At 74.0% G+C, this 20,786-nt stretch carries 16 protein-coding genes; 4 read left to right on the forward strand and 12 right to left on the reverse strand.

Features of this window, described 5'->3' with window-relative positions:
• Positions 1-103: 103 nt before the first annotated feature.
• Both IG90_RS0117440 and IG90_RS0117445 read left to right on the forward strand, forming a co-directional pair.
• On the forward strand, positions 104-1,843 hold the full coding sequence (locus tag IG90_RS0117440) for an ABC transporter ATP-binding protein/permease (protein ID WP_030584806.1): 1,740 nt from the start codon (positions 104-106) through the stop codon (positions 1,841-1,843).
• Complete coding sequence (locus tag IG90_RS0117445; protein WP_030584808.1) at positions 1,840-3,678, forward strand: ABC transporter ATP-binding protein; 1,839 nt, start codon at positions 1,840-1,842, stop codon at positions 3,676-3,678. The genes IG90_RS0117440 and IG90_RS0117445 overlap by 4 nt, the downstream gene beginning before the upstream one ends.
• 79 nt (positions 3,679-3,757) lie before the next feature.
• Here the strand turns inward: IG90_RS0117445 and IG90_RS0117450 are convergent, their stop codons facing one another.
• The 3 genes from IG90_RS0117450 to IG90_RS0117460 all read right to left on the reverse strand — a co-directional run bounded on the left by IG90_RS0117450 (position 3,758) and on the right by IG90_RS0117460 (position 9,131).
• The gene (locus tag IG90_RS0117450; RefSeq protein ID WP_030584810.1) at positions 3,758-6,214 is read right to left on the reverse strand and encodes a SpoIIE family protein phosphatase; all 2,457 of its coding nucleotides are present in this window, start codon (positions 6,212-6,214) and stop codon (positions 3,758-3,760) included.
• Positions 6,215-6,455: 241 nt separating this feature from the next.
• Positions 6,456-7,721, reverse strand: a complete 1,266-nt coding sequence (locus tag IG90_RS0117455; protein WP_030584814.1) for a glycoside hydrolase family 26 protein — start codon at positions 7,719-7,721, stop codon at positions 6,456-6,458.
• Positions 7,722-7,841: 120 nt separating this feature from the next.
• A complete protein-coding gene (locus IG90_RS0117460) occupies positions 7,842-9,131 on the reverse strand; it encodes a cytochrome P450 (protein ID WP_030584817.1) in 1,290 nt (429 codons plus the stop codon).
• A gap of 245 nt (positions 9,132-9,376) precedes the next feature.
• Here IG90_RS0117460 and IG90_RS0117465 point away from each other — a divergent pair, with 245 nt between their 5' ends.
• Positions 9,377-9,856, forward strand: a complete 480-nt coding sequence (locus IG90_RS0117465) for a tyrosinase family oxidase copper chaperone (protein ID WP_030584819.1) — start codon at positions 9,377-9,379, stop codon at positions 9,854-9,856.
• 19 nt (positions 9,857-9,875) lie between these two features.
• Positions 9,876-10,739 (forward strand): tyrosinase family protein, encoded by an 864-nt coding sequence (locus IG90_RS0117470; RefSeq protein ID WP_030584822.1) that lies wholly within the window; start codon positions 9,876-9,878, stop codon positions 10,737-10,739.
• 67 nt (positions 10,740-10,806) lie between these two features.
• On the opposite strand, the gene IG90_RS0117475 is transcribed toward IG90_RS0117470, so the two are convergent.
• The 9 genes from IG90_RS0117475 to IG90_RS0117515 form a co-directional block, all read right to left on the reverse strand.
• Complete coding sequence (locus IG90_RS0117475; RefSeq protein ID WP_030584825.1) at positions 10,807-11,088, reverse strand: chaplin; 282 nt, start codon at positions 11,086-11,088, stop codon at positions 10,807-10,809.
• A 138-nt stretch (positions 11,089-11,226) separates the two neighbouring features.
• Positions 11,227-12,375 (reverse strand): GNAT family N-acetyltransferase, encoded by a 1,149-nt coding sequence (locus IG90_RS0117480; protein ID WP_030584827.1) that lies wholly within the window; start codon positions 12,373-12,375, stop codon positions 11,227-11,229.
• A complete protein-coding gene (locus IG90_RS0117485; RefSeq protein ID WP_030584831.1) occupies positions 12,372-13,046 on the reverse strand; it encodes a YveK family protein in 675 nt (224 codons plus the stop codon). Before IG90_RS0117485 ends, IG90_RS0117480 begins: the two co-directional genes overlap by 4 nt.
• Positions 13,043-14,179 carry a glycosyltransferase gene (locus IG90_RS0117490; protein ID WP_030584834.1) on the reverse strand — a complete coding sequence of 379 codons (1,137 nt, stop codon included), beginning with the start codon at positions 14,177-14,179 and terminating at the stop codon, positions 13,043-13,045. Before IG90_RS0117490 ends, IG90_RS0117485 begins: the two co-directional genes overlap by 4 nt.
• On the reverse strand, positions 14,176-14,988 hold the full coding sequence (locus IG90_RS0117495; RefSeq protein ID WP_030584838.1) for a polysaccharide deacetylase family protein: 813 nt from the start codon (positions 14,986-14,988) through the stop codon (positions 14,176-14,178). The genes IG90_RS0117490 and IG90_RS0117495 overlap by 4 nt, the downstream gene beginning before the upstream one ends.
• On the reverse strand, positions 14,978-16,696 hold the full coding sequence (murJ, locus tag IG90_RS0117500) for a murein biosynthesis integral membrane protein MurJ (RefSeq protein WP_030584841.1): 1,719 nt from the start codon (positions 16,694-16,696) through the stop codon (positions 14,978-14,980). The genes IG90_RS0117495 and murJ overlap by 11 nt, the downstream gene beginning before the upstream one ends.
• Entirely contained in the window at positions 16,693-18,075 is a 1,383-nt protein-coding gene (locus IG90_RS0117505) for an O-antigen ligase family protein (protein ID WP_030584844.1), read from the reverse strand. The genes murJ and IG90_RS0117505 overlap by 4 nt, the downstream gene beginning before the upstream one ends.
• 2 nt (positions 18,076-18,077) lie before the next feature.
• Positions 18,078-19,559, reverse strand: a complete 1,482-nt coding sequence (locus tag IG90_RS0117510; RefSeq protein WP_030584848.1) for an exopolysaccharide biosynthesis polyprenyl glycosylphosphotransferase — start codon at positions 19,557-19,559, stop codon at positions 18,078-18,080.
• On the reverse strand, positions 19,556-20,731 hold the full coding sequence (locus IG90_RS0117515; RefSeq protein ID WP_078585287.1) for a glycosyltransferase: 1,176 nt from the start codon (positions 20,729-20,731) through the stop codon (positions 19,556-19,558). Before IG90_RS0117515 ends, IG90_RS0117510 begins: the two co-directional genes overlap by 4 nt.
• Positions 20,732-20,786 lie beyond the last annotated feature (55 nt).

Consider the following 20,786-nt stretch of genomic DNA (forward strand, 5'->3'; position numbering starts at 1 on the left):
ACCGGCCCCGACACCCAGCACCCGGCACCCAAGAACCGGCACCCCGCACCCGACACCCGACCCCGTCGCCCCCGACGGCCCCGCCCGGCGAGGAAGTACGCCCATGATGCTCCACCCCGAACTCCTGCGCGCCGCGAGCACCGCGCGCCGCCCGCTCGGCCTCGCCACCGCACTGCTCGCGGCGGTCACCGCCACCCACCTCGCCCAGGCCGTCCTGCTCGCCCTCGTGCTCTCCCGGATCGCCCGGGGCGGGACGGCCACCCTCGCCCCGCTGCTCACGGCCGTCATCGCCGTCGTCCTGGTCCGCGCCGCCCTCGGCCGCGCCCAGCGCCTGACCGCCGTCACGGCGGGGGCCGCCGTACGGGTACGGCTCCGCGACACCCTCCTTCGGCGGCTCGGCGCGCTCGGGCCCACCGCGATCACCGGTGCGCGGGCCGGAGCCGTGCGCGCCACGCTGGTGGACGGCGTCGAGGGCGTCGACGCGTACGTCTCGCGCTATCTGCCCCAAGCACTCATCACCTGTGCCGTCCCTCCACTGCTGCTCGTCGCCGTCGCGCTCGTCGAGCCGTACGCGGCCCTCGCGCTGGGCCCCGCCCTGCTGCTCGCCCTCTTCGGTCCGCGCTGGTGGGACCGGCTGCTCGCCCGGCGCGGCAAGGAGCACTGGGACTCCTACGAAGCCCTCGCCGCCGACTACCTGGAGGCCCTCCAGGGGATGCCGACCCTGCGCACCACCGGTGCCGTGGGCCGCGTACGGGAACGGCTGGAGCGGCGGTCGGCCGCGCTGCACCGGACCACCGTCGCCAAACTCCGGGTCTCGCTCGTCGACACCGGCCTCACCGACCTGGCCGTCCAGGGCGGTACCGTCGCCGCCGTACTCGTGGCGTGCTCCTCGGCCGCCACCGGCCGAACCGCCGCCACCGGTACGTACCTCCTGCTTCTCCTCGCCTCCGAATGCTTCCGCCCCGTCCGCGACCTCTCCCGCGAGTGGCACGCCGGCTACCTCGGGGTCTCCGCGGCCGACGGGATCGCCGCACTGCGCACCGCCGAACCCGCCGTGCCGGACCGTGGGAACAAGGTCGCGGCCTGGGGCGACGCACCCGAAATCCGTTGCGAGGACGTGCACTTCACCCACCAGGGGAGTGGCCGGCCCGCGCTCGACGGCGTCAGCTTCACCGCCGCCCCCGGGCGCACCACCGCCGTCGTCGGTCCGTCAGGGGCCGGGAAGTCGACCCTGCTGAGCCTGCTGCTGCGGCAACGGGACCCGGACCGGGGCCGCCTCACCGTGGCCGGGACGGACACCGCCGCGTACACCCTCGCCTCGCTGCGCCGGGGCATCGCCGTGGTCTCGCAGGAGACCTACCTCTTCCACGGCACGATCGCGGAGAACCTGCGCATCGCCCGCCCGGCGGCCACGGACGAACAACTCCGCGCCGCCGCCCGCACCGCCGGGATCGACCAGGAGATCGCCCGGCTGCCGGACGGTTACGCCACCCTCGTCGGTGAACGCGGTGCCACCCTCTCCGGTGGTCAGCGCCAACGGCTCGCCCTCGCCCGGGCGTTGCTGGCCGACGCCCCGGTCCTGATCCTGGACGAGGCGACCAGCGCGGTCGACGAACGCGGGCAGGCGCGCATCGTGCGGGAACTGACGGCCGCCGGCCGCGGCCGTACCTGCATCGTCGTCGCCCACCGGCTCGACGCCGTACGCCACGCCGACCACATCGTCGTCCTCGACGCGGGCCGTGTGGCCGCCGCGGGCGACCACACCACCCTGCTCGCGGGGGGCGGCGTCTACGCCTCGCTCGTCGCGGCCGGGCGTACCGCACAGGAGGAGCACGCCGCATGACCCCGACCCCGACCCCAGTCACCGGCCCGGCCGGTCCCGCCCGTCCTCCCCTGCCCGGCCCCTCCGTCACCGCGACCGCCGACGACGCCGCCACCGGCGCCCTGCGCTCCCTCCTCCCGGTCCTCGGCGCGCACCGCACCACGGTGCTGCGCACCTGCCTGGCCGCCCTCGTCGACCAGGCGGCCCTGGTCGCCCTGGTCACCCTCGCCGCGTACACGGTGGGCACGGCCGTCACCGAGCACCGCCCGCCCACCCCCGTGACCGTCGCCGTCCTGGCCGGGCTCGTCCTGCTCCGGGCCCTCGCCACCTGGCGGGAGATGGACCTCTCGCACGACCTCGCCTACCGGGTCCTCGCCGAACTCCGCGTCCGGGTCTTCGACGGTCTGGCCCGCAGCGCCCCCGCCCGGATCGCGGGCCGGCGCAGCGGCGACCTCGCGGCCACCGCGCTCGGGGACGTCGAGGCACTGGAGTTCTTCTACGCCCACGCCATCGCCCAACTCCTGGCATCCGGAGTGGTGTTCGCGGTGTCCGCCACCGTGCTGGCGGCCCTCGGACCCTGGCTGCTGCTCGCCGTCGTGCCCGCCGCGCTGCTCCTGATCTGGTCGCCGCTGTTCGAAGCGCGCGGGCGGGCCGAGCGCGGGGCGACGACCCGGAGGGCGCTCGCCGAGGTGTCGTCCGAGACCGTGGAGAGCGTCGACGGGCTGCGCGAACTCCTGATGGCGGGGGCACTGAACCGCCGGCGGGCCCGGCTCCGGTCCGCCGGACGCCGGCTCGCCCGCGCCCAGCGCGCCGAACAGTCCTGGGAGACCGGTGCGGCCGCGGCCCGAGACCTGCTGGTCGTCGCCGCCGTCATCGGGGTGGTGGCGTCCGCCGCCCACGCCGCGTCCGCCGGACGTCTGGACGGGGCGTGGGCCCCGGCCGCCATGGCCCTCGCCCTGGGCGCCCTCGCCCCGGTCGCCGAATCGGCGGCCGCACTCGGCCGGGCGGGCGGCCTGCGCGCCGCCGCGGCACGGGTCCGGGCCGCCGTGCACGCCCCCGCGGGAGCACCCGCGCCGACCGCCCCGCGCCCCGTACCGGCGGGACCGCTGGGGCTACGGCTGCGCGGCGTACGGTTCGGCTACGGGGGAGAGGCCGTTCTGGACGGCGTCGACCTGACCGTCCGGCCTGGCGAGACCGTGGCCCTCGTCGGAGCGTCCGGGGCGGGCAAGTCGACCTGCGCCCACCTTCTGGCGCGGTACTGGGACCCGGAGGCCGGCGCCGTGGAGCTCGTGCCCCCCGACCCGGCGCACCCCGTCGACCTGCGGGACCTCACCGAGGAGGAGCTGCGCGCCACCGTGTCCGTGGTCGGGCAGGAGGCCCCGCTCTTCCACGGCACCCTCGCCGAGAACCTCCGCCTGGGCGCTCCGGACGCCACGGCGGACGAGGTCGGCGCGGTGGCCCGGATCTGCGGCGTCGACCTCGTCGCCGACGCCCTGCCCGACGGGCTGGACACCGCCGTCGGCGAGCGAGGGGCGACTCTGTCCGGTGGCCAGCGCGCCCGGGTCGCCCTGGCCCGAGGGCTGCTGAGCGGCCCGCGCGTGCTCGTCCTGGACGAGACGACGGCCCATCTGGACCACCGCGGCGACGCGGAACTGGCCCGGGCGCTCTCGGCCGACCCCGCCACCCGGACGACCCTGGTGATCGCCCACCGCCCGGCCACCGTCCGCAGGGCCGACCGGATCGCGGTCCTGGACGGTGGGCGCATCGTCGAGGAGGGCACCTGGGACGAGCTGATCCGGGCCGGCGGACCGCTGACCCGCCTCTTCGCCCGCGAGGAGGCGTCGGCCCACTCCTAGCGGGTGTCGGCCCGCTCCAGGCGGGGGTGTCGGCCTGCTCCTGGGGAGGGGGCTCCTGGGCGTTGTCGATCAGGGCCGGTCAGGGGAGATGCTGCTCCGCCCAGATGATCTTCCCCCGGGAGGTGTAGCGCGTGCCCCACCGATGGGCGAGCTGCGCGACGAGGAACAGCCCGCGTCCTCCCTCGTCCGTCGTCCTGGCGTGCCGCAGCCGCGGCGAGGTGTTGCTGGTGTCGGACACCTCACAGGTCAGCGCCGACTGGAACAGCAGCCGCAGCCGGACCGGCCCCGAGGCGTACCGGATCGCGTTGGTCACCAGCTCGCTGACGATCAGCTCCGTCGTCATCGACAGCTCCGCCAGCCCCCACGCCTCCAGCTGGCGGGAGACCCTGGCCCGGGTCTCGCCGACCGCCGCCGGGTCCACGGGCACGTCCCAGGAGACCAGGTGCTCGGGGCTCAGGACGTGCGTCCGGGCGAGGAGCAGGGCGATGTCGTCCGGCTGCGGAACGGGCAGCAGCTCCTTGACCACCGCCGGACACAGGTCCTCCAGCGGCAGCCCGCCCCGGGACACCGCCCGGCCCAGCCGGACCATTCCGCTCTCCACGTCCTTGTCGGTCCCCTCGATGAGCCCGTCGGTGTAGAGACCGAGGAGGCTCCCTTCGGGCAGCTCGATCTCCAGGGACTCGAAGGGCAGCCCGCCGAGCCCCAGGGGCGGCCCGGAGGGCAGGTCGGGGAAGGTGACCGCCCCGTCCGGTGTGACGACCACCGGCGGCGGATGGCCGGCCCGCGCCATGGTGCAACTGCCGTTCGCCGGATCGTAGACGGCGTACAGGCAGGTGGCCCCCACCACCGTCGTACCGCCCCGCTCCGCCGGGCCAGCCGCCGGCTCCTCCTCGCTGAGCCGCAGGACGAGATCGTCCAGGCGGGCCAGCAGCTCGTCCGGAGGGAGGTCCATGTCGGCCAGCGTCTGTACGGCGGTGCGCAGCCGGCCCATGGTCGCGGCGGCCCCGATGCCGTGCCCGACGACATCGCCGATGACCAGACCGACCCGGGCGCCGGACAGCGGGATCACATCGAACCAGTCCCCGCCGACCCCGTCCTTCGCGTCCGCCGGAAGGTACGACGACGCCACGTCCAGCGCCGTCCCGCCACGCAGCGTGTGCGGCAGCAGGCTCCGCTGGAGCACCAGCGCCGCGTTGTGCTCCCGGGTGTAGCGGCGGGCGTTGTCCACCGCCACGGCAGCACGCGCCACCAGCTCCCGGGCGGGCGCCACGTCGTCCTCGTCGAACGGCACCGGATTCTGCGACCGCATGAAGGTGGTCAGCCCCAGCACGGTGTCGCGCGCCCGCATCGGTACGGAGATCATCGAATGCAGCCCGAACTCCCGGATCCGGTCGGCCCGCGCCGGCTGCTCCCCCGCCCACCCGTTGCCGTCCGGGTCGAGGACCGGCAGCAGGACCGGGGCGCCGTCGAGGAGGAAGCGCGTGTCGTGCGGCGGCACGAAGTCGACCGTCTCCCCGACCCGTACGACTCCCTCCGGGCAGCCCTCCCGCACCGAGCTCATGCCCGCCCGGCGCATGGCCGGCCGCTCGCCCTCGGCCGCCGCCCCCGGCCGGTCGCCGCCGAGCGGGGTCTCCAGCAGGTCGACGAAGACGAAGTCCGCGAACCGGGGCACCGCGAAATCGGCGAGCTCCTGCGCCGTGCGCTGTACGTCCAAGGTGCTGCCGATACTCGATCCGGCCTCGTTCACCAACGAGAGGAGTCGGCGCGCGTTCCACCGGTCGGTGACGTCGAGGACCAGGTACCCGATGCCGATCCGCCGGTCCTGGGCGTCGGCCAGCGGGAAGAACGAGCTCGCGTACGCCCGTCGGCGGTGCGGATCGGCCCAGCTCCAGCCCAGGTACTCGAAGTCCGTGATCGCCTCGCCGGTCGACAGGACCTGCCGCATCAGCCGCTCGATGGGTGTCGCCAGCGCTCCGGGCAGCACATCGCCCGGCCGGCGTCCCAGCCGCTGCTCCCGGGGGACGCCGCCGAACCGCTCCAGGGTGTCGTTCAGCCAGAGATAGCGCAGGTCGGGGTCGAGCACCGCCATCCCGGCGGGCGACCGGGTCAGGAAGTCGTCGAGCACGGACCCGCTCATCGTCCAGTGCGGGGTGAGCTCCCGCCCGGACACCAGGAAGCCCTCCCGCCCGGCGATCTGGAACGAGGCGGTGGCCCGCACGTCGATGTCCAGCGACCGGCCGTCCCGGCTCCGCAGGGGGAGAAGCCCGCTCCACCCCGACCCGGCCCGGCAGCGGGCGGCCACCGCGGCGGTCCGCGAGGTGTCCGGGGGGCCCGTCAGCAGCAGCGCGGCGGAGCGGCCCACCACCTCGGCCGCCGGATACCCGAGCAGCGCCTCGGCCCCACGGGTCCAGGCGATGACCGTGCCGTCCCCGGCGATCACCGCCGCCGCGTCGTCGGCCATGCGCGTCCTTCCCCGCCCGTCCCCGGAGGACAGCGGGCCGGGCTCCGCCGGGGAGCCCTCATCGGCGGATGCCATTGCACCTCACCACCCTCTGTAGGTTTCCATGGTCGCGCGTCGCCCCGGAGTGCGCCCGCCGCGCCCGGTGTGTGCGGTCCGGGCGGGGGCTGTCCCTCGTTCGGCGGCGTGACGGAGCGGGCGGTGCCCGCGTTGGTGGTGGTGACAAGCGGTTGCTCGTCCCCCTGCCCCCGCGCTGGACCCGTGTGGGTGGACGGCTCCGGCCCCGACAGGAGGGCCGGAGTCGTTTCCATGCCCGAGGTCAGTAGCGGAAGCAGATCTCGCGCTCCTTGAGCCAAGGGCCCAGCCAGTCGCCGAACGGCACGGTGACGCACCACCCGCGGGTGGGCGGCGCCCCGGTCTCCGGCGGCGCGGGCGCGGGCGCGGGAGCCGCCGGGGACGGCGGGACCGACGGGACCGACGGAACCGACGGAACCGACGGGACCGACGGGGACGGGGCCGGATCCGTGGGCGTGGGTGTGGGTGTGGGCGTGGGGCCGGATCCGGGCTCGGCGGGCGCGGCCATCTCCGTCAGCATCGTCCGGAACACCTTCGACGACCGCGGATTGCTCTTGCACTGCCAGACGCCGTGCGGGCAGTAGTCACTGATCGTCTGGTAGAGCGGCTCGTGCCGGGCGATCCACTCCAGCATCCGCCGCATGTACTCCGGGTTGTCGCCGTTGCGGAAGAGCCCCCACTCCGGGAACGAGATGGGCTTGCCGTGCTCCGCGGCGAAGTCGACGTGCTTCTGGAGCCCGTACGGGTCGGTGATCTGGTCGTCGAAGGTCTCGCCGGGGGGCTGGTCGTAGGAGTCCATCCCGATGATGTCGACGACGTCGTCGCCCGGGTAGCACTCGGTCCACGGCACCGCGTCCCGCCCCCGGCTCGGCGTGAAGTCGAAGCGGAACTCCTGACCGGGCACCGCGCGCATCGCCGTGACGATCCGCTCCCAGTACGCCTTCCAGGACGCGGGATCGGGTCCGCACCGATGGGTGTACGTGGTGCCGTTCATCTCCCAGCCGAGCACGATCACGGTGTCCGGGACGCCCAGCCCCACCAGGCGCTGCGCGAGCCGCGTGAAGTGCTGGTCGTAGTCCCCGGCCGCGCCCTTCCGGAGCAGGGTGCGGACCTCGTCGTCCGGGACCCGCTCCTCGTTGCGCTCCAGCATCGGCACGTTCAGGACGAACATCCGGTCCTGGTCCGCCTGTCTCCAGTCCGCCCACGCGTCGAGGAAAGCGGGTGCGCCCTCGATGTTCACCCACAGATCGCCCGGGAGATACGTATGCCCCACCCGCAGCTCCGCCCCGCCCAGCCAGCGCGAGAACTCGGCCATCCTGCTGACCCCGGCGGGCCCGTAGTCCAGATACGCGCCGTGCGCCGTGCCGCTCCCGGACCCCGGCGGGCCGGGGGCGGCACCGTCGACGGAATCGGCGCCCGGCGGCGACTGGCCCGCGATGCCGCCACCGGCCAGGAGGCTGAGAGCAGCCGCCGCGATGCACGAAACGATGAGACGGCGCTTTGCCGGCATTACTCCTCCTGGCTGCGGTGAATTTCGGCCGGTTCGGCCTGATAGAGAGAGTTTCATCATCATGCAACGGCGGCATGCGCAGGGGGCCATTTATCGTATTCGGCGTTGCAGGTGTGCTGTTCAGGTGAATGTGGGGCCGAACGTGAACGGCAGCGAACCGACCCGGTTGTCGAAATTCGAATCGACCAGTTCCGGATCTCCCAGATTCCGCATGACGGGCCTTCGGTCGATCAGTTCCCGGAACAGCGCTGTCATTTCGAGGCGGGCCAGATGAGCTCCCAGACAGTGATGCGGGCCCCCGCCGCCATACCCCAGATGGGGATTGGGCGACCGGGTGATGTCGAAGCGATCCGGATGGGTGAAAACCGTCTCGTCGCGATTGGCCGACGCGTAGACGAGGGCGACTTTCTCGCCCGGAACGAACGTACGGCCGCCGAGTTCGCATGCAGTGGTGACGGTCCTGCGGAACTGGATGATCGGCGTGGAATGCCGGACGATCTCGTCGACGGCGCCGCCGATGTACCGGTCGAAGTCGGACCGCAGCAGCTCCCGCTGCTCCGGATGCCGGTCGATCAGGAACAGCCCGTGCGCGATGGCGTTACGGGTCGTCTCCACCCCGGCCACCAGCAGCAGCGAGAAGAAGGCCCCCAGTTGCCGCCCGGACAGTGCCTCGCCGTCGACGTCCGCCCGCACGAGCGCCGAGACCAGGTCGTCCTCGGGGTGCCGGCGGCGCTCCCGGGCGAGGCGCCCCATGACCCACTGCATCCGGGCCAGGGACGCCAGCCCCCGGCCGGGAATCCGCAGCCGGGCCCGGCCCCGGCGCTCGACGCCGACGTGCTCCGAGGCGTGGTCGATCTGCTCCGCGATCCGCGCCCGGTACGCCTGCGGGATGCCCATCAGGTCGCAGATCACCTCCAGCGGCAGGCGTGAGGCCGCCGACGGCATGAAGTCCCCGGGCCGCTCGGAGATCAGCTCGTCCACCAGCCGCCCGGCGAGCCGGCCGACGTTCTCCTCGACGTCCGCCAGCAGCCGCGGGGTGAACCGCCGCGAGATGATCCGGCGCAGCGCCGCGTGCTCGGGCCCGTCCATGTTGACCATCGAGTTCCCGAACAGCGCCTTCGCCCAGCCGGCCGGCTCCGGGGTGGTGACCCCCGGGGCGCTCGCGAACACCTTGGGCGTGCGGCTCGCGGTCCGCACGTCGGCATGGCGCACCAGGGCGTGGAACGGCTTGCCGGAGGTGCGCGCGGTACCGGGCCGTGGAGTGAACAGGACCGGCGCGTCCAGCTCCCGCAGCAGGGCGAACGCCCGGAGCCTCTCGGGGCGCGGCAACCGCCAGAACGCCGGGTCGGCCAGATCGACGTCCGCCGCGCGCAGTACACGGTCCCCGGACAGCTGGTACGGAACGGTCATGCCCATCACCTCCACGGTTCGCCCGGCCATGTTCCGGTCCACCGGCCGTAGGAGGCCGCCCGACGCGGCCCGTAGCGCCTGATGGCCCCGCGCCCTCACGCGTTTGACCCAACGTGACCGCCGCGAGTGGGCCGTACGCCGCACGCACGAGAACTGTTTCGCCATCGCCTCGTTGTCAACATCGCCATCAGAGGCAACTCGGACGAGTTAACGAGTCGAGTCAACGAGAGGCAGGCAGTCATCTCATGAGCCCCACCCCCGCGAAACCGGGCGGCACCCGCGTTCCCTCCCGCCGGATCGTCCTGCGCGGAGCCTTCACCGCAGCCGTGGTCACGGGCACCGCAGGCGCCCTGATCCCGCTGCTCGACCGTGAGCAGGCCACCGCGGCCCGGCCCGCGCCGGCGCCCGAGGCGCCCGGAGCAGGCCCCGGAGCCACGACGGAAGAGTTCGCCGAGATGTACCGGGGCCGGGAGATCCGGGGGACGGCGACCGCCGTCGTCCCCGCCGCGGCCTCGGACGACGACCGCGTGCTGGTCGCCGCCGAACCCGGCACCGAGATCCGCATCGACGGCAGGCCGCTGCACGTCATGAGGCGGGCGGACGGCACCTATCTGAGCGACGTTCGGCACTACGAGTCGTACCCGACGCTGCTGGAGACGGCCCGTGCCGCCGTCGACGAGCTCGGCGCCGCCGGACTCGCGCACCCCGCCACACACCGCATGTGAACCAGGAGGACCAGCACCGGTGTACACCCGCAAGAACCAGCGCGACCTCACGCGCACCGAAAAGCGCCGACTCGTCGACGCGATCCTGAAACTGAAGCGCTCGGGCCGCTACGACGACTTCGTCGTCATGCACCGGGAGTACTACGTCATGGACACCGAGAGGCGGCCGCGTCCGGCGCACATGACGTCCTCGTTCTTCCCCTGGCACCGCCAGTACCTGCTGGAGTTCGAGAAGGCGCTCCAGGGCGTCGACGCGGGCGTCAGCGTCCCCTACTGGGACTGGACCCGGGACAACAAGCCGACCTCATCCCTGTGGGCGGAGGACTTCCTCGGCGGCAACGGCAGGCCCGGCGACCGCCAGGTCACCACCGGAGCGTTCGCCTACGACGCGGGCAACTGGAGCGTGGGCAGGGGCGTCACCGACGAGCACTACCTCACCCGCAACTTCGGCAGGCCCGGCGGAAACCCGGTCTCCCTCCCCACCGGGAACGACGTGGCACGGGCGCTCAAGGACCCCGTCTACGACACGCAGCCCTGGAACAGCATCAGCACCGAGGGCTTCCGCAACCGCATCGAGGGATGGGGGATCCGGGGTGTGCGCACGGTGGGCCTCCACAACCAGGTCCACCAGTGGGTCGGGGGTCCGATGGCGGGCGCGGCCTCCCCCGAGGACCCGGTGTTCTGGCTCCACCACTCCTTCATCGACCTGCTGTGGGACCGGTGGCGCAAGGCCCACCCGAAGTCCGCCTACCTACCGGGCCGCAAGCCCGCCTCGCCCGGACCGGACCGTGACTACGTCTTCGGCATCGACGAGGCGATGCCCCCGTGGGGAGTGACCCCGAGGAAACTCCTCGACCACAGCAAGACCTACCGCTACGCCTGAGCCCGGACGAAGGAAGGGCCGGCTCCCTCCGCGAGGAGGGAGCCGGCCCTTCCGGAACTACGGGGGATCAGCGGCCGTAGCCGTAGTCGCCCTTGTCGTGGTGACCGCCGTCGGCGTTGACGCAGGTGTTGCCGAAGGCCGGGTTCAGCAGACCGCCCACGTTGATCGTGTTGCCGCAGAGGTTCACCGGCACGTGCACGGGGAGCTGGGCCACATTGCCCGAGCCGACGCCGGGGGAGGCGGCCGCGAGGCCCTGCGCGCCGGCGTCCGCGGACGCCATGCCGGCGCCGCCGGCGATCAGGGCGCCGGTGCCCGCCATGACCGCGGCGACCTTCGTCATACGAGACATTCAGAACTCCTTGTAAAGAAGGGGGTGTGCTGCGGACGCGAGGCCCGCACCCCCTGTCAACGCGGGAGACGCCGGATGGTAACGGAACACCTCATAGGTGATATCTCCGACGCCCCTGCCCGGCGTACGCCCGGCGCGTCAGCGCCCGATCACCGGAAGCCCCGTCAGCCGCTCGCGCCAGTCACGCGCCGCCGGGAACCGGGCCTTCACGGTCTCCACCGCCCGCTCCCGCACCGCCACCTGCGACTCGCGCAGCCGCAGCAGCGGTTCGAGCCCCGGGCGGGCCAGCAGCAGCCGCTGGTTGACCACGGGCACCGGCCCCCAGTGGTTCTTGTAGCTCTCCGCACCGCGCAGCAGGCTCAGCACCTCGCGCCCGGCGTCCGAGGCCTGCTGGGCGACCTCGCGCAGCAGCATCGTCGACACATCCACCTTCCGCTCGCGCAGCGCCGGATCCGCGCCGTACAGATAGCCGCCCGTCAGATGCCCGGACTGCAACGACAGGTTGGACGCCACCACCTCGCCGTTCAGCCGGAACTCGGTCATGGCCGCGGTGCCGTCCGCCACCATCCGCCCCACCGACCGGATCAGATGGTCCGAGAACCGCGCCCGCAGATGCTCGGGATTGACCCCCCGGCCCTCCCACTGCCGCTCGTGCAGCCGCAGCAGCGTGCCGACCGCCGCCGGCACCCCGTCCCGCGGGATCCGGTGCGCCTCGACGCCCAGCGCGTCGACCTTGCGCAGCTTCGAGCGCAGCCGCTGCCCCCGCGAGCCCGTCAGCCGGGCCACGAGGTCGGCCAGCGGCTCGGCCGGAAGCTCCATGCACGTCGAGTCCGTGAGCCGGCTCCTGGCTCCCGGCCACCGCCCGAACAGCAACTGCGCGGACGCGTCCGGCCGGACCTCCCGCAGGTCCACCACGGTGTGCCGGGCAGCCCGGTCCAGACCGCGCCCCAGCGCCCCCACCGCGTACCCGGCCTCCTCCTCGTCCAGGAGGATGTCGAAGAAGTCGGAGATGGCCCCGCCCATCGGGACGAGCAGCGGCATCGGACGGTGCACCAGCATCAGCGGGGCCGCCCCGATCAGCCGCCCCGACCGGCGGACCAGCAGCACCCGCAGCCGGCCCTCCTGCCCGTACGAGATCCACCACGAGTGCAGCCACGCGTGGCTCTGGAACGGGGTGGCGGTGGCGCAGCGGCGGTGCAGCGCGTCCCACTCCCCGGCCAGCGCGCCGAACTCCCGGAAGTCCCGGCACAGGGTCACGGCGAGGCTGCCCGCCCGGTGCGCCGTCATCGGACGAGCTCCCGCTCGTCCTGGGCGACGCTGCCGCCCCCGGCCGTCGGGCCGGGCACCTGCGCCGAGACGCTCCAGCCGGCCCGGCGCGGCCGCACCAGCAGCACGAGACCGCCCAGCAGACCGCCCGCCGCCGCCCCCACGGCGCTACCCAGCGGCACCGACGGTGAGACCGGCCGGTCCGGCGTCATCGCATGGGTGAACTTGATCAGCTTCACCCCGGTGTCCTCGGAGACGTGGCCGCTGCTCACGACGACGGCCTCGATGACCGCGTTCGCGATGTCGGCCGCCCGGTGCCGGTCCTCGGACGTGCCCGTCACCGCGATCATCGGCGAGTCGGGCGAGGTCTCCGACCGGACGTGGGACCGCAGTTCGCGCAACGGCTCGCCGGCCGCGCCCTGGGCGTACGAGAGCGTCGCGTCGCTCGTCGTCAGCCGCCCGTACGACTGGGCGTACCCCAGTGCCGCCGAGGGGTCCGTCTCCCCTTCGGCGACCGCCATCGCATAGCTCGTGGCCTCGTACTGCGGCGCGGCGAGCGCACCGTACGAGAGTCCGGACGCGGTGCCGATCAGCACACAGACGGGCAGCGGCCACCAGTGCGGAAGCCGGGTGAGGGCGGTGCGCAGCCGACGGACGACGACATGTCGCTGCTGCTCGGGTGACTCGGTCATGAAAGGGCTCTCCGGTTCGGTGGGGCGGTGTCGAGGGCGTACGCGTACACATCCATCAGGCGCTCGCTGCTGCGCCTGATGTCGTAATGGCCGACGGCCCGGGGCGGCGGCTGCCGGTCCCCGCGGGCCTGTATCCGCTGCCGCAGCCGGGCCGTCAGCTCCTCGGGGCTCCCGGCGATCCGGGTGGCCCCCGGGGCGTGGGCTGCGGGCAGGTCGTCGATGGCCGGGCAGGCGTCGTGGAGCACGGGCAGTCCGGCGGCGAGCGCCTCCACGGCGGCGAGGCCGAAGGACTCCTCTCGCGACGTGGAGACGAAGGCGTCCAGGGCGCTGAGCAGCGCCGGCACACCCGGGACCGGGCCGTCCCCGTCCTCGTCGCACTCCCCGAGGAACCGGATCCGGTCCACCGCACCGAGCCGCAGGGACAGCGCCCGCAGAGCCCCCGCCTCCGGTCCGTCCCCGGCCAGCAGCAGCCGCGCCTCGGGCAGGGCGGCGACCGCGCGGATCAGCACGTCGAACCGCTTGCCCGGCACCAGCCGCCCGACCCCGCCGACGACGAACGCCTCCTCGGGAATGCCCAGGGCCGCCCGGACGGACGCCCGCCGCTCCCCGTCGAAGCGGAACCGGTCCGCGTCGATCCCGTTGGGCACCAGCCGGATCCGGTCGGCGGGCACCCCCCAGTCCCGCAGCCGGCCGGCCACGGTGGAGGAGACGGCGACGGTCGCCGAGCCGAGGCGTTCGGTGGAGAGGTAGAGGGCACGGATGCCCCGGGTGAGCGGGCGGCCCTCGATCTCGGCGCGCCCCAGGGAGTGTTCGGTCGCGACGGTGGCCCGGGCCCCGGCGAGCCGGGCCGCGATCCTGCCGTACACACAGGCCCGGTACAGATGGGTATGGACCAGGTCGTAGCGGCCGTCCCGGATCAGCCGGGCCAGCCTTCCGACGGCCGACAGGTCCCGGTTGCCGCGCATCCCGAGATGGGTCACCCGGATCCCGTCGGACCGCAGCTCCTCGGCCACCGCCCCCGGGTTGGTGAGCGTCACGACGTCGCACTCCACCGGCAGATGACGCAGCAGCAGCCGCAGCTGGCGCTCGGCGCCGCCGACCCCGAGCCCGGTGATGACGTGCAGCGCCCTCACCGCGGGCCGCCCGTCCGCACCGGCCCGGCGACCCGCGAGCCCGTACCGGGCGCCGCCACCTGCCGCAGCCCGTGCCGCAGATCCTTCGCCCACAGCCGCACCCCCCGGTCCGCCTGGCTGATGTGGGTGCGGGGCAGGGCGAACCGGCTGAGCAGCGGGCCGGGAGCCAGCGCGCACGCGTAGCCGTAACCGGCCGTACGCGCGGCCTCCGTGACCCGGCGGTCGAGGATCCCGTACGGATAGCAGAAGCCCTCCGGGAGCGTGCCGGTGAGATCGCCGATCAGTTCCCGGCTGTGGACGGCCTCCCGGCGCAGCTCCTCGTCCGGCAGCGCCGTCAGGTCCTGGTGGTACAGGCCGTGCGAGCCGACCTCCATGCCCGCGGCGGCGACCCGCAGGACGTCCTCGTGGGTGAGCAGCGGCTTGCGCGGACCCAGCGGGTCCCACGCGTTGACCCCGCCCGGCCGTCCCGGCAGCACGAAGACCGTCGCCCGGAAGCCGTGCTTGCGCAGCACCGGCAGTGCCTCGCCGAGGAAGTCCGCGTACCCGTCGTCGAAGGTCAGCCCGACCAGCCCGCGCCGCCCCGCCGCCCCCGCGCGCAGCAGCTCGGACACCCCCACCCCCGTCAGCCGCCGGCTGCGCAGCCAGGACAGCTGCTCGTCGAGGCGCTCGGGGGAGACGGTGATGCCGTACGGATCGTCGCTCGGGTCCGTCACCGAGTGGTACGTGAGGATCCATGGCTGACGGCGGGTGTGCGGGCGGAGCCGGGACGAGGGAGCGTCGGCGCAGTGTGCCGAGGATTCAGCGGCCATCAAGGAACCTCCGTCGGGTGAGTGCCAGCAGGGATACGACCTCGGGCGAACGCAGGGCGAGCCCGGTCAGGAAGAACACGGAGGGGACGAGGAGACACCCGGCGGCGAGACTCAGCAACGCGTCGGGCACCAGGGGAGCACACGCCCAGCCGGCCACGCCCGCCGCCAGCGACGCCCCGGTGAGCCGGCCCAGCGACAGCGCGACGGCCCGAGTCCGGATCGGCACCACCCGGGGGCCGAGGCCCATGAGGAGCAGCAGCGCCGTCGTGCTGATCCCGATCGCGTTGGCGGTCGCGATGCCGTTCACGCCGAAGCGGTACGTCAGCGCGTACCCGGCCCCCATGGTGACCAGCAGCCCGGTGCCCATGGCGAACGCCGGGAACCAGGTGGGCCGCCCGGACGAGAAGAACGGCCGGCTCAGCGCGCCGACCAGACAGTGCCCCAGCAGCCCCAGCGCGTACACCCGCATCACCTGGGCGGTGGAGTCGGTGTCCGAGACGTCGAACGCGCCGCGCTGGAAGAGCACCTCGATGATCCGGGGCGCGTAGCCGAGGACGACCGCCGTGCCGAGCAGCACCACCATCCCGGCCAGCGCCAGGTCCCGCTCGACCCGCCGCCGGGCCTTCTCCCGGTCCCCGGCGGCCATGGCCTGCGCGACCACCGGGAAGGTCACCGTGCAGATCATCAGCGACAGCACCATCGGCATCTGTGCGACCTTCTGCGCGTAGTTCAGATGCGAGATCGCGCCCGCCGGCAGCGTGGAAGCGAGGAAGCGCTCCACCAGCACCTGGGACTGACGGCTCACCACGAACAGGACCACCGGGGCCAGGACCGCGAACCCCAGCAGCGGAGCGGTCCGCGCGGCCCGCCGCTTCCGTCGCCCGAGCCTCGGCAGCCGGGGCCGCCCGGGCGGCACCAGCCGCAGGAACAGGGGCAGCTGGGTCAGGATCATCAGTACGCTGCCGACCGCGACCCCCACCGCCGCGGCCCGTACCCCCCACGCCGCGTGCAGGGCCAGCGTCATCCCGATGATGCCGAGGTTGTACGCGACATAGACCCCGGCCGGCGGCAGGAAGCTGCGGTGCGCGCGCAGCGCGGCGCTGAAGTAGCCGGTGATCCCGAAGGTGAGGACGGTGACCGCGGTCAGCCGGGTGCAGTCCACCGCGAGCCGCGGATCGGCGAGGCCGGGGGCCAGCATGCCCACGAACCACGGGGCGCCCGCGATCAGCAGGGCCGCGCCGCCGGAGAGCAGGAGGAACAGGCGGGGGAGCGTGGCCGCCACCAGATCCCGTACGGGGTCGGGACCGGGTCCCCCCTCGCCCGCCGCGCGTCGGGTCAGGGCAAGGCTGAAGGCCGGGACGAGGAGGAGCGCCATCCCGTCCTCGATCAGCAGCGTCGCCGCCATCTCGGGCACGGTCCAGGCGATGAGGAACGCGTCGCTGGCGTCGCTCGCCCCGAAGTACCGGGCGATGGCCTGGTCCCGCACCAGACCGAGGACGGCCCCCAGCACGGTCAGCACCGCTGTCCCCGCCGCCGCGCGGGCGAGGAAGGACCCGAGCCGGGGCGCCTCGCCGCTGTCCGTCTCCGGCGCGGTGCCGGGGGCGACTGGTCCCTCGGGCCCCGCCCCAGGCGCCGGGAGCAGCGTCGGGACGGGTGCCGTGTCCGCCGGGCGCGGCTCGGCCTCCGTCCCCGTACCGGTGTCGCTCATGCGGCGCTCACCCGGTCCGGCTCGGCCAGTGCCCACCAGGCGGCCAGCCCCAGGATGACGCCGCTCAGCACCGTGGTGGGCCCGCCGATGTCCGCGTACAGGAAGTTGACGCTCTGCCAGGTCATCAGGGCCACCGCCGCCAGGCCGCAGTCCAGGGCCGTGTGTCCGCGCGAGCGGGCGACGCGCAGTCTGCGGATCGCGCCGACCAGGATCGCCGCCCAGCTGCCCACCAGCGCGGTCAGGCCGATGAGGCCCTGCTCGCTGAGGACGAGGAGATACATGTTGTGCGGTGACAGGAGCGCCTGCCGGCGGAACTCCTGGCCCGCCCCGGCGGTGTCGCTGCCGGAGGAGAGCCCGATCGAGGCGTGTCCGTCACGGTGGACGGGGAAGCCCTTGAGGCCGACCCCGGCGGCCGGCTGCTCGCGCCACATCGCGCCCGCCGCGCTCCACATCGCGTAGCGGTCGCCGACCGACCGGTCCGGGGTGCTGGTCACCCGGGTCACGCTGGCGGCCCGGTCCGCGATCATCTCGGAGCCGATGCCGAACCCGCCGACCACCACCAACCCGGCCGCGCCCAGCACGGCCAGTGACGTCAGCGCCTGCCGCCGCCCGGTCAGCGCCAGGGCGACGAGCACCGCGGCGGCCGTGGCGATCCACACGCCCCGGCTGAACGACAGCGTCAGGGGCACGATCAGCGCGACGCCGAGGACGGCGGCTGCCGGCCGCAGCCAGGCCGGGGCGTCGCCGGGCGTGCGCAGGGCGCAGGCCGCGGCGACGAGCAGTCCGTAGGCGACGACGGTCGCCATCCCCATGACGTCACTGGGCCCGAAGGTGCCGACCGCCCGGATGTCCTCGCCCATGTAGGAGGCGCCGGTCCCCGTGACGTACTGATGGACGCCCGTGATGCCCTGGACCACCGCCAGGAGCACGAGCGAGCCGGCGACGATCCGGAACCCGTGCGCGTCCCGGAGGAGCAGACACACGGCGATCGGTACGAGGACGAAGACCTGGAGATAGCGCACGAGCCCCGGCAGGGCCGCCGCCGGGTCCGCCGCCGTGACCGTGGCCACCGTGAAGCCCACGGCGGGCAGCCCCAGCACCAGCGCGGCGGCGGCGCTCAGCGGGCGCCGGCGCAGATACAGCAGCCGTCCCACGCACACGAGCACCGCGAGGCCCGAGGCCAGGTCGGCCGGTCCGACCGCCGGACCGCCGCCCCCGCCCGAGAGCCCGTGGGGCAGGGCGGGCAGGGCGGGCAGCAGGACGGTGGCGACCAGCGGCAGCAGCGGCCAACGGCTGCGCCAACCGCCCCACGAGGGACGGGAGACGGTGCGGGGCCCGGCTGACGGCGTCGGCGCGGGCGGAGTCAGGACGGCGGCCATGATCAGCTGCCTCCGAGCCGGAACAGGGAGCCCGCGGTCCGCGCCAGCACGCACGCGTCCTGCCACAGCGACCAGGTCTCGATGTAGTTGTTGTCGAAGCGGGCCCGCTCCTCGATCGAGGTGTCACCCCGCAACCCGTTCACCTGGGCCAGACCCGTGATGCCGACCGGCATCCGGTGGCGGGCCTGATAGCCGGGATAGGCGCGGCTGAACTGCGCCACGAAGAAGGGGCGTTCGGGGCGGGGTCCGACCATGCTCATGTCGCCGCGCAGGACGTTCCACAGCTGCGGCAGCTCATCGAGGGAGGTCCGGCGCAGCACACGGCCGACCCGGCTCATCCGCCCGTCGGATGCGACGTTCCAGCGGGTGGCCGACTCCTGGACGTCGGCGGGCCGCAGCGTGCGGAACTTCAGCAGGACGAAAGGACGTCCATGGCGGCCGACGCGCTCCTGCCGGAAGATCACGCCCGGTCCGTCGGAGAGCCGCACGGCCAGGGCGCAGGCCGCCATCACCGGGGCCGCCAGCAGCAGTCCGGCCGTGGCCAGGACGGCGTCCATCGCCCGCTTCACCCCGTGGCCGAGAGGATGGTTCGCCACGTCGTGCAGGGGCTGGGCGGTGAAGCCCCACAGGTGATCGGGGCGGCCTCCCACCGGGGGGCCCGCGACGGCTCCGGGCCCGGTGACCAGCCACACCCGGCAGCCGTGTCCGGTGAGCAGGGTGAAGAGAGCGGCCCCGTCCGGGGTGGCCTCGGGCGGCGCAGTGAACACCGCGTGCCGCACGCTGTTCTGCACGACGGCCCGCCCCACCTCCTGGAGCGAGCCCAGGACCGGGAGCGGCCTGGTGTCGGAACCCGTCGTCTGCTTCTCGTCCCCGGCCGCGGGGGCGGCGACCAGACCGACCGGCCGCAGCCCGTACGCGGGATGGTCGTACAGTGCCGCCGTCACCTGACGGGCCGGCGGCCCCTGGCCCACGACCAGCGTGGACAGCGGGCGGCGGGCGGCGGACCGCCGCCGCGCCCGGTACACGGCCGCGCGTCCCGCGCAGGTCAGCGCGGTCTGCACGCCCGCCCCGTACGCGAGCACCGCCCAGTCGATCGCCTGCTGCGGGGCCCAGGCGTCCAGCACCTCCATGGTCACGTACCACTGGAGAAGGGCGAGACCGAGGAGCGCGGGCAGTTCGGAGAGGACCGAGGAGGACAAACGCATCCGGTACAGGCCGCGTCGGGCGAAGAGCAGCACCTGCGCCACCGCCTGGACGGCCACCAGCGGCCACGGCCACGAGACCGGGACGACCAGGGCGAACGTCACCGCCGGGGCCAGGGCGTCCGCGCACAGGAGCGGTGCGGGACGGCCGTACCGGACGGCCCGGCGCTCGCCGGGCTGCGCCTGCGCACCGCCACCGCTTCTTCGCGGCGGATGAACGGTGTGAGCCTGTACGGCTGTGGCCTGGCCGGCGCCGGGAACCGGTGCACTCTCCATCGTCATCGCTCGGTGCGCTTCCTCGTCGTGGGGCCGGACATGCCGACAAGTTCCTGGTAGAGACCGGCAACCGCCCCCGCGGTCCGTCGGACGTCGAAGGCCGCCCGGGTGTGGCGCAGGGCCCGGCGGGACACCGCCTCGCGCAGTTCCGGGTCGGTGAGCAGCGCGGTCAGCGCCGCGGCCAGTGCCGCCGGGTCCTCCGGCGGCACCAGACAGTGGTCCTCGTGGCCGGGCGGCAGGCTCTCCCGCGCCCCGCTCACGTCGGTCATCACGACGGCGCGGCCGCAGGCCATCGCCTCCAGCGGGGCCAGGGCCATGCCTTCCCAGCGGGAGGGCAGCACGAGGACGTCCGCCGCGTGGATCCACGGCCGTACGTCCTCGCAGGCACCGGTGAACAGCACGCTGGACGGGGCCGATTCCTCCAGTCCGCCCCGGTCCGGCCCGTCGCCCACCAGGGCCAGCCGGGCCCCGGCCACCGGCATCCGGCGCCAGGCCCGCAGCAGGACGTCCTGCCCCTTCTGCCGGGTCAGCCGGCCGACGCAGACGACCAGCGGAGCGTCCCGGTCGACACCGTCCAGCAGGGGCAGCGAGGCGCGGGCCTCCGCCCGGTCCGCGTGGCCGCCGGGACGGAAGCGGTCGAGGTCGATGCCGTTGTGGATGACCGACCAGCGGGCCGCGATGCCCGCCTCCTGTCCGGTACGGCGTTCGGACTCGCTGACGCACAGGATGTGATCGGCCCAGCGCGCGCCGAACCGCTCCCAGCCGAGCGCGAGTTCCGCGGTGCGCCCGCCGACGGCCTCGAACGACCAGGCGTGCGGCTGGAACACGGTGGGGACCCGGCCGCGCACCGCGATCCGGCCCGCCAGCCCTGCCTTGGCGCTGTGGGCGTGCACCACGTGCGGGCGGCTCGCGCGGACGATCCGGCGCGCGGCGGCGACCTCACCGGCCAGCCGGGGCCCGGGGGCACGGGTGACGGACCAGTCGTGGACCTCGGCGCCCGCTGCCGCAGCCCCGAGGGCCAGCGGACTGCCGGGCGGACAGGCCACCACGGGGCGCAGCCCGGACCCGGCCTGGGCCCTGACGAGATCGGTGACGACCCGGGCCACTCCGCCGTCCACGGGCTGAACCAAATGAAGGACCGTCAATTGTCTTTCTTCAGTACGACGCATGTGCAGCACGCACGGCTCTCTTCGCTCAATCCGGTGAGTAAAGCCGAAGTGCACTTTGGCAGAT

The organism is Streptomyces anulatus (genome assembly GCF_000721175.1).
Classification (GTDB): domain Bacteria; phylum Actinomycetota; class Actinomycetes; order Streptomycetales; family Streptomycetaceae; genus Streptomyces; species Streptomyces anulatus_C.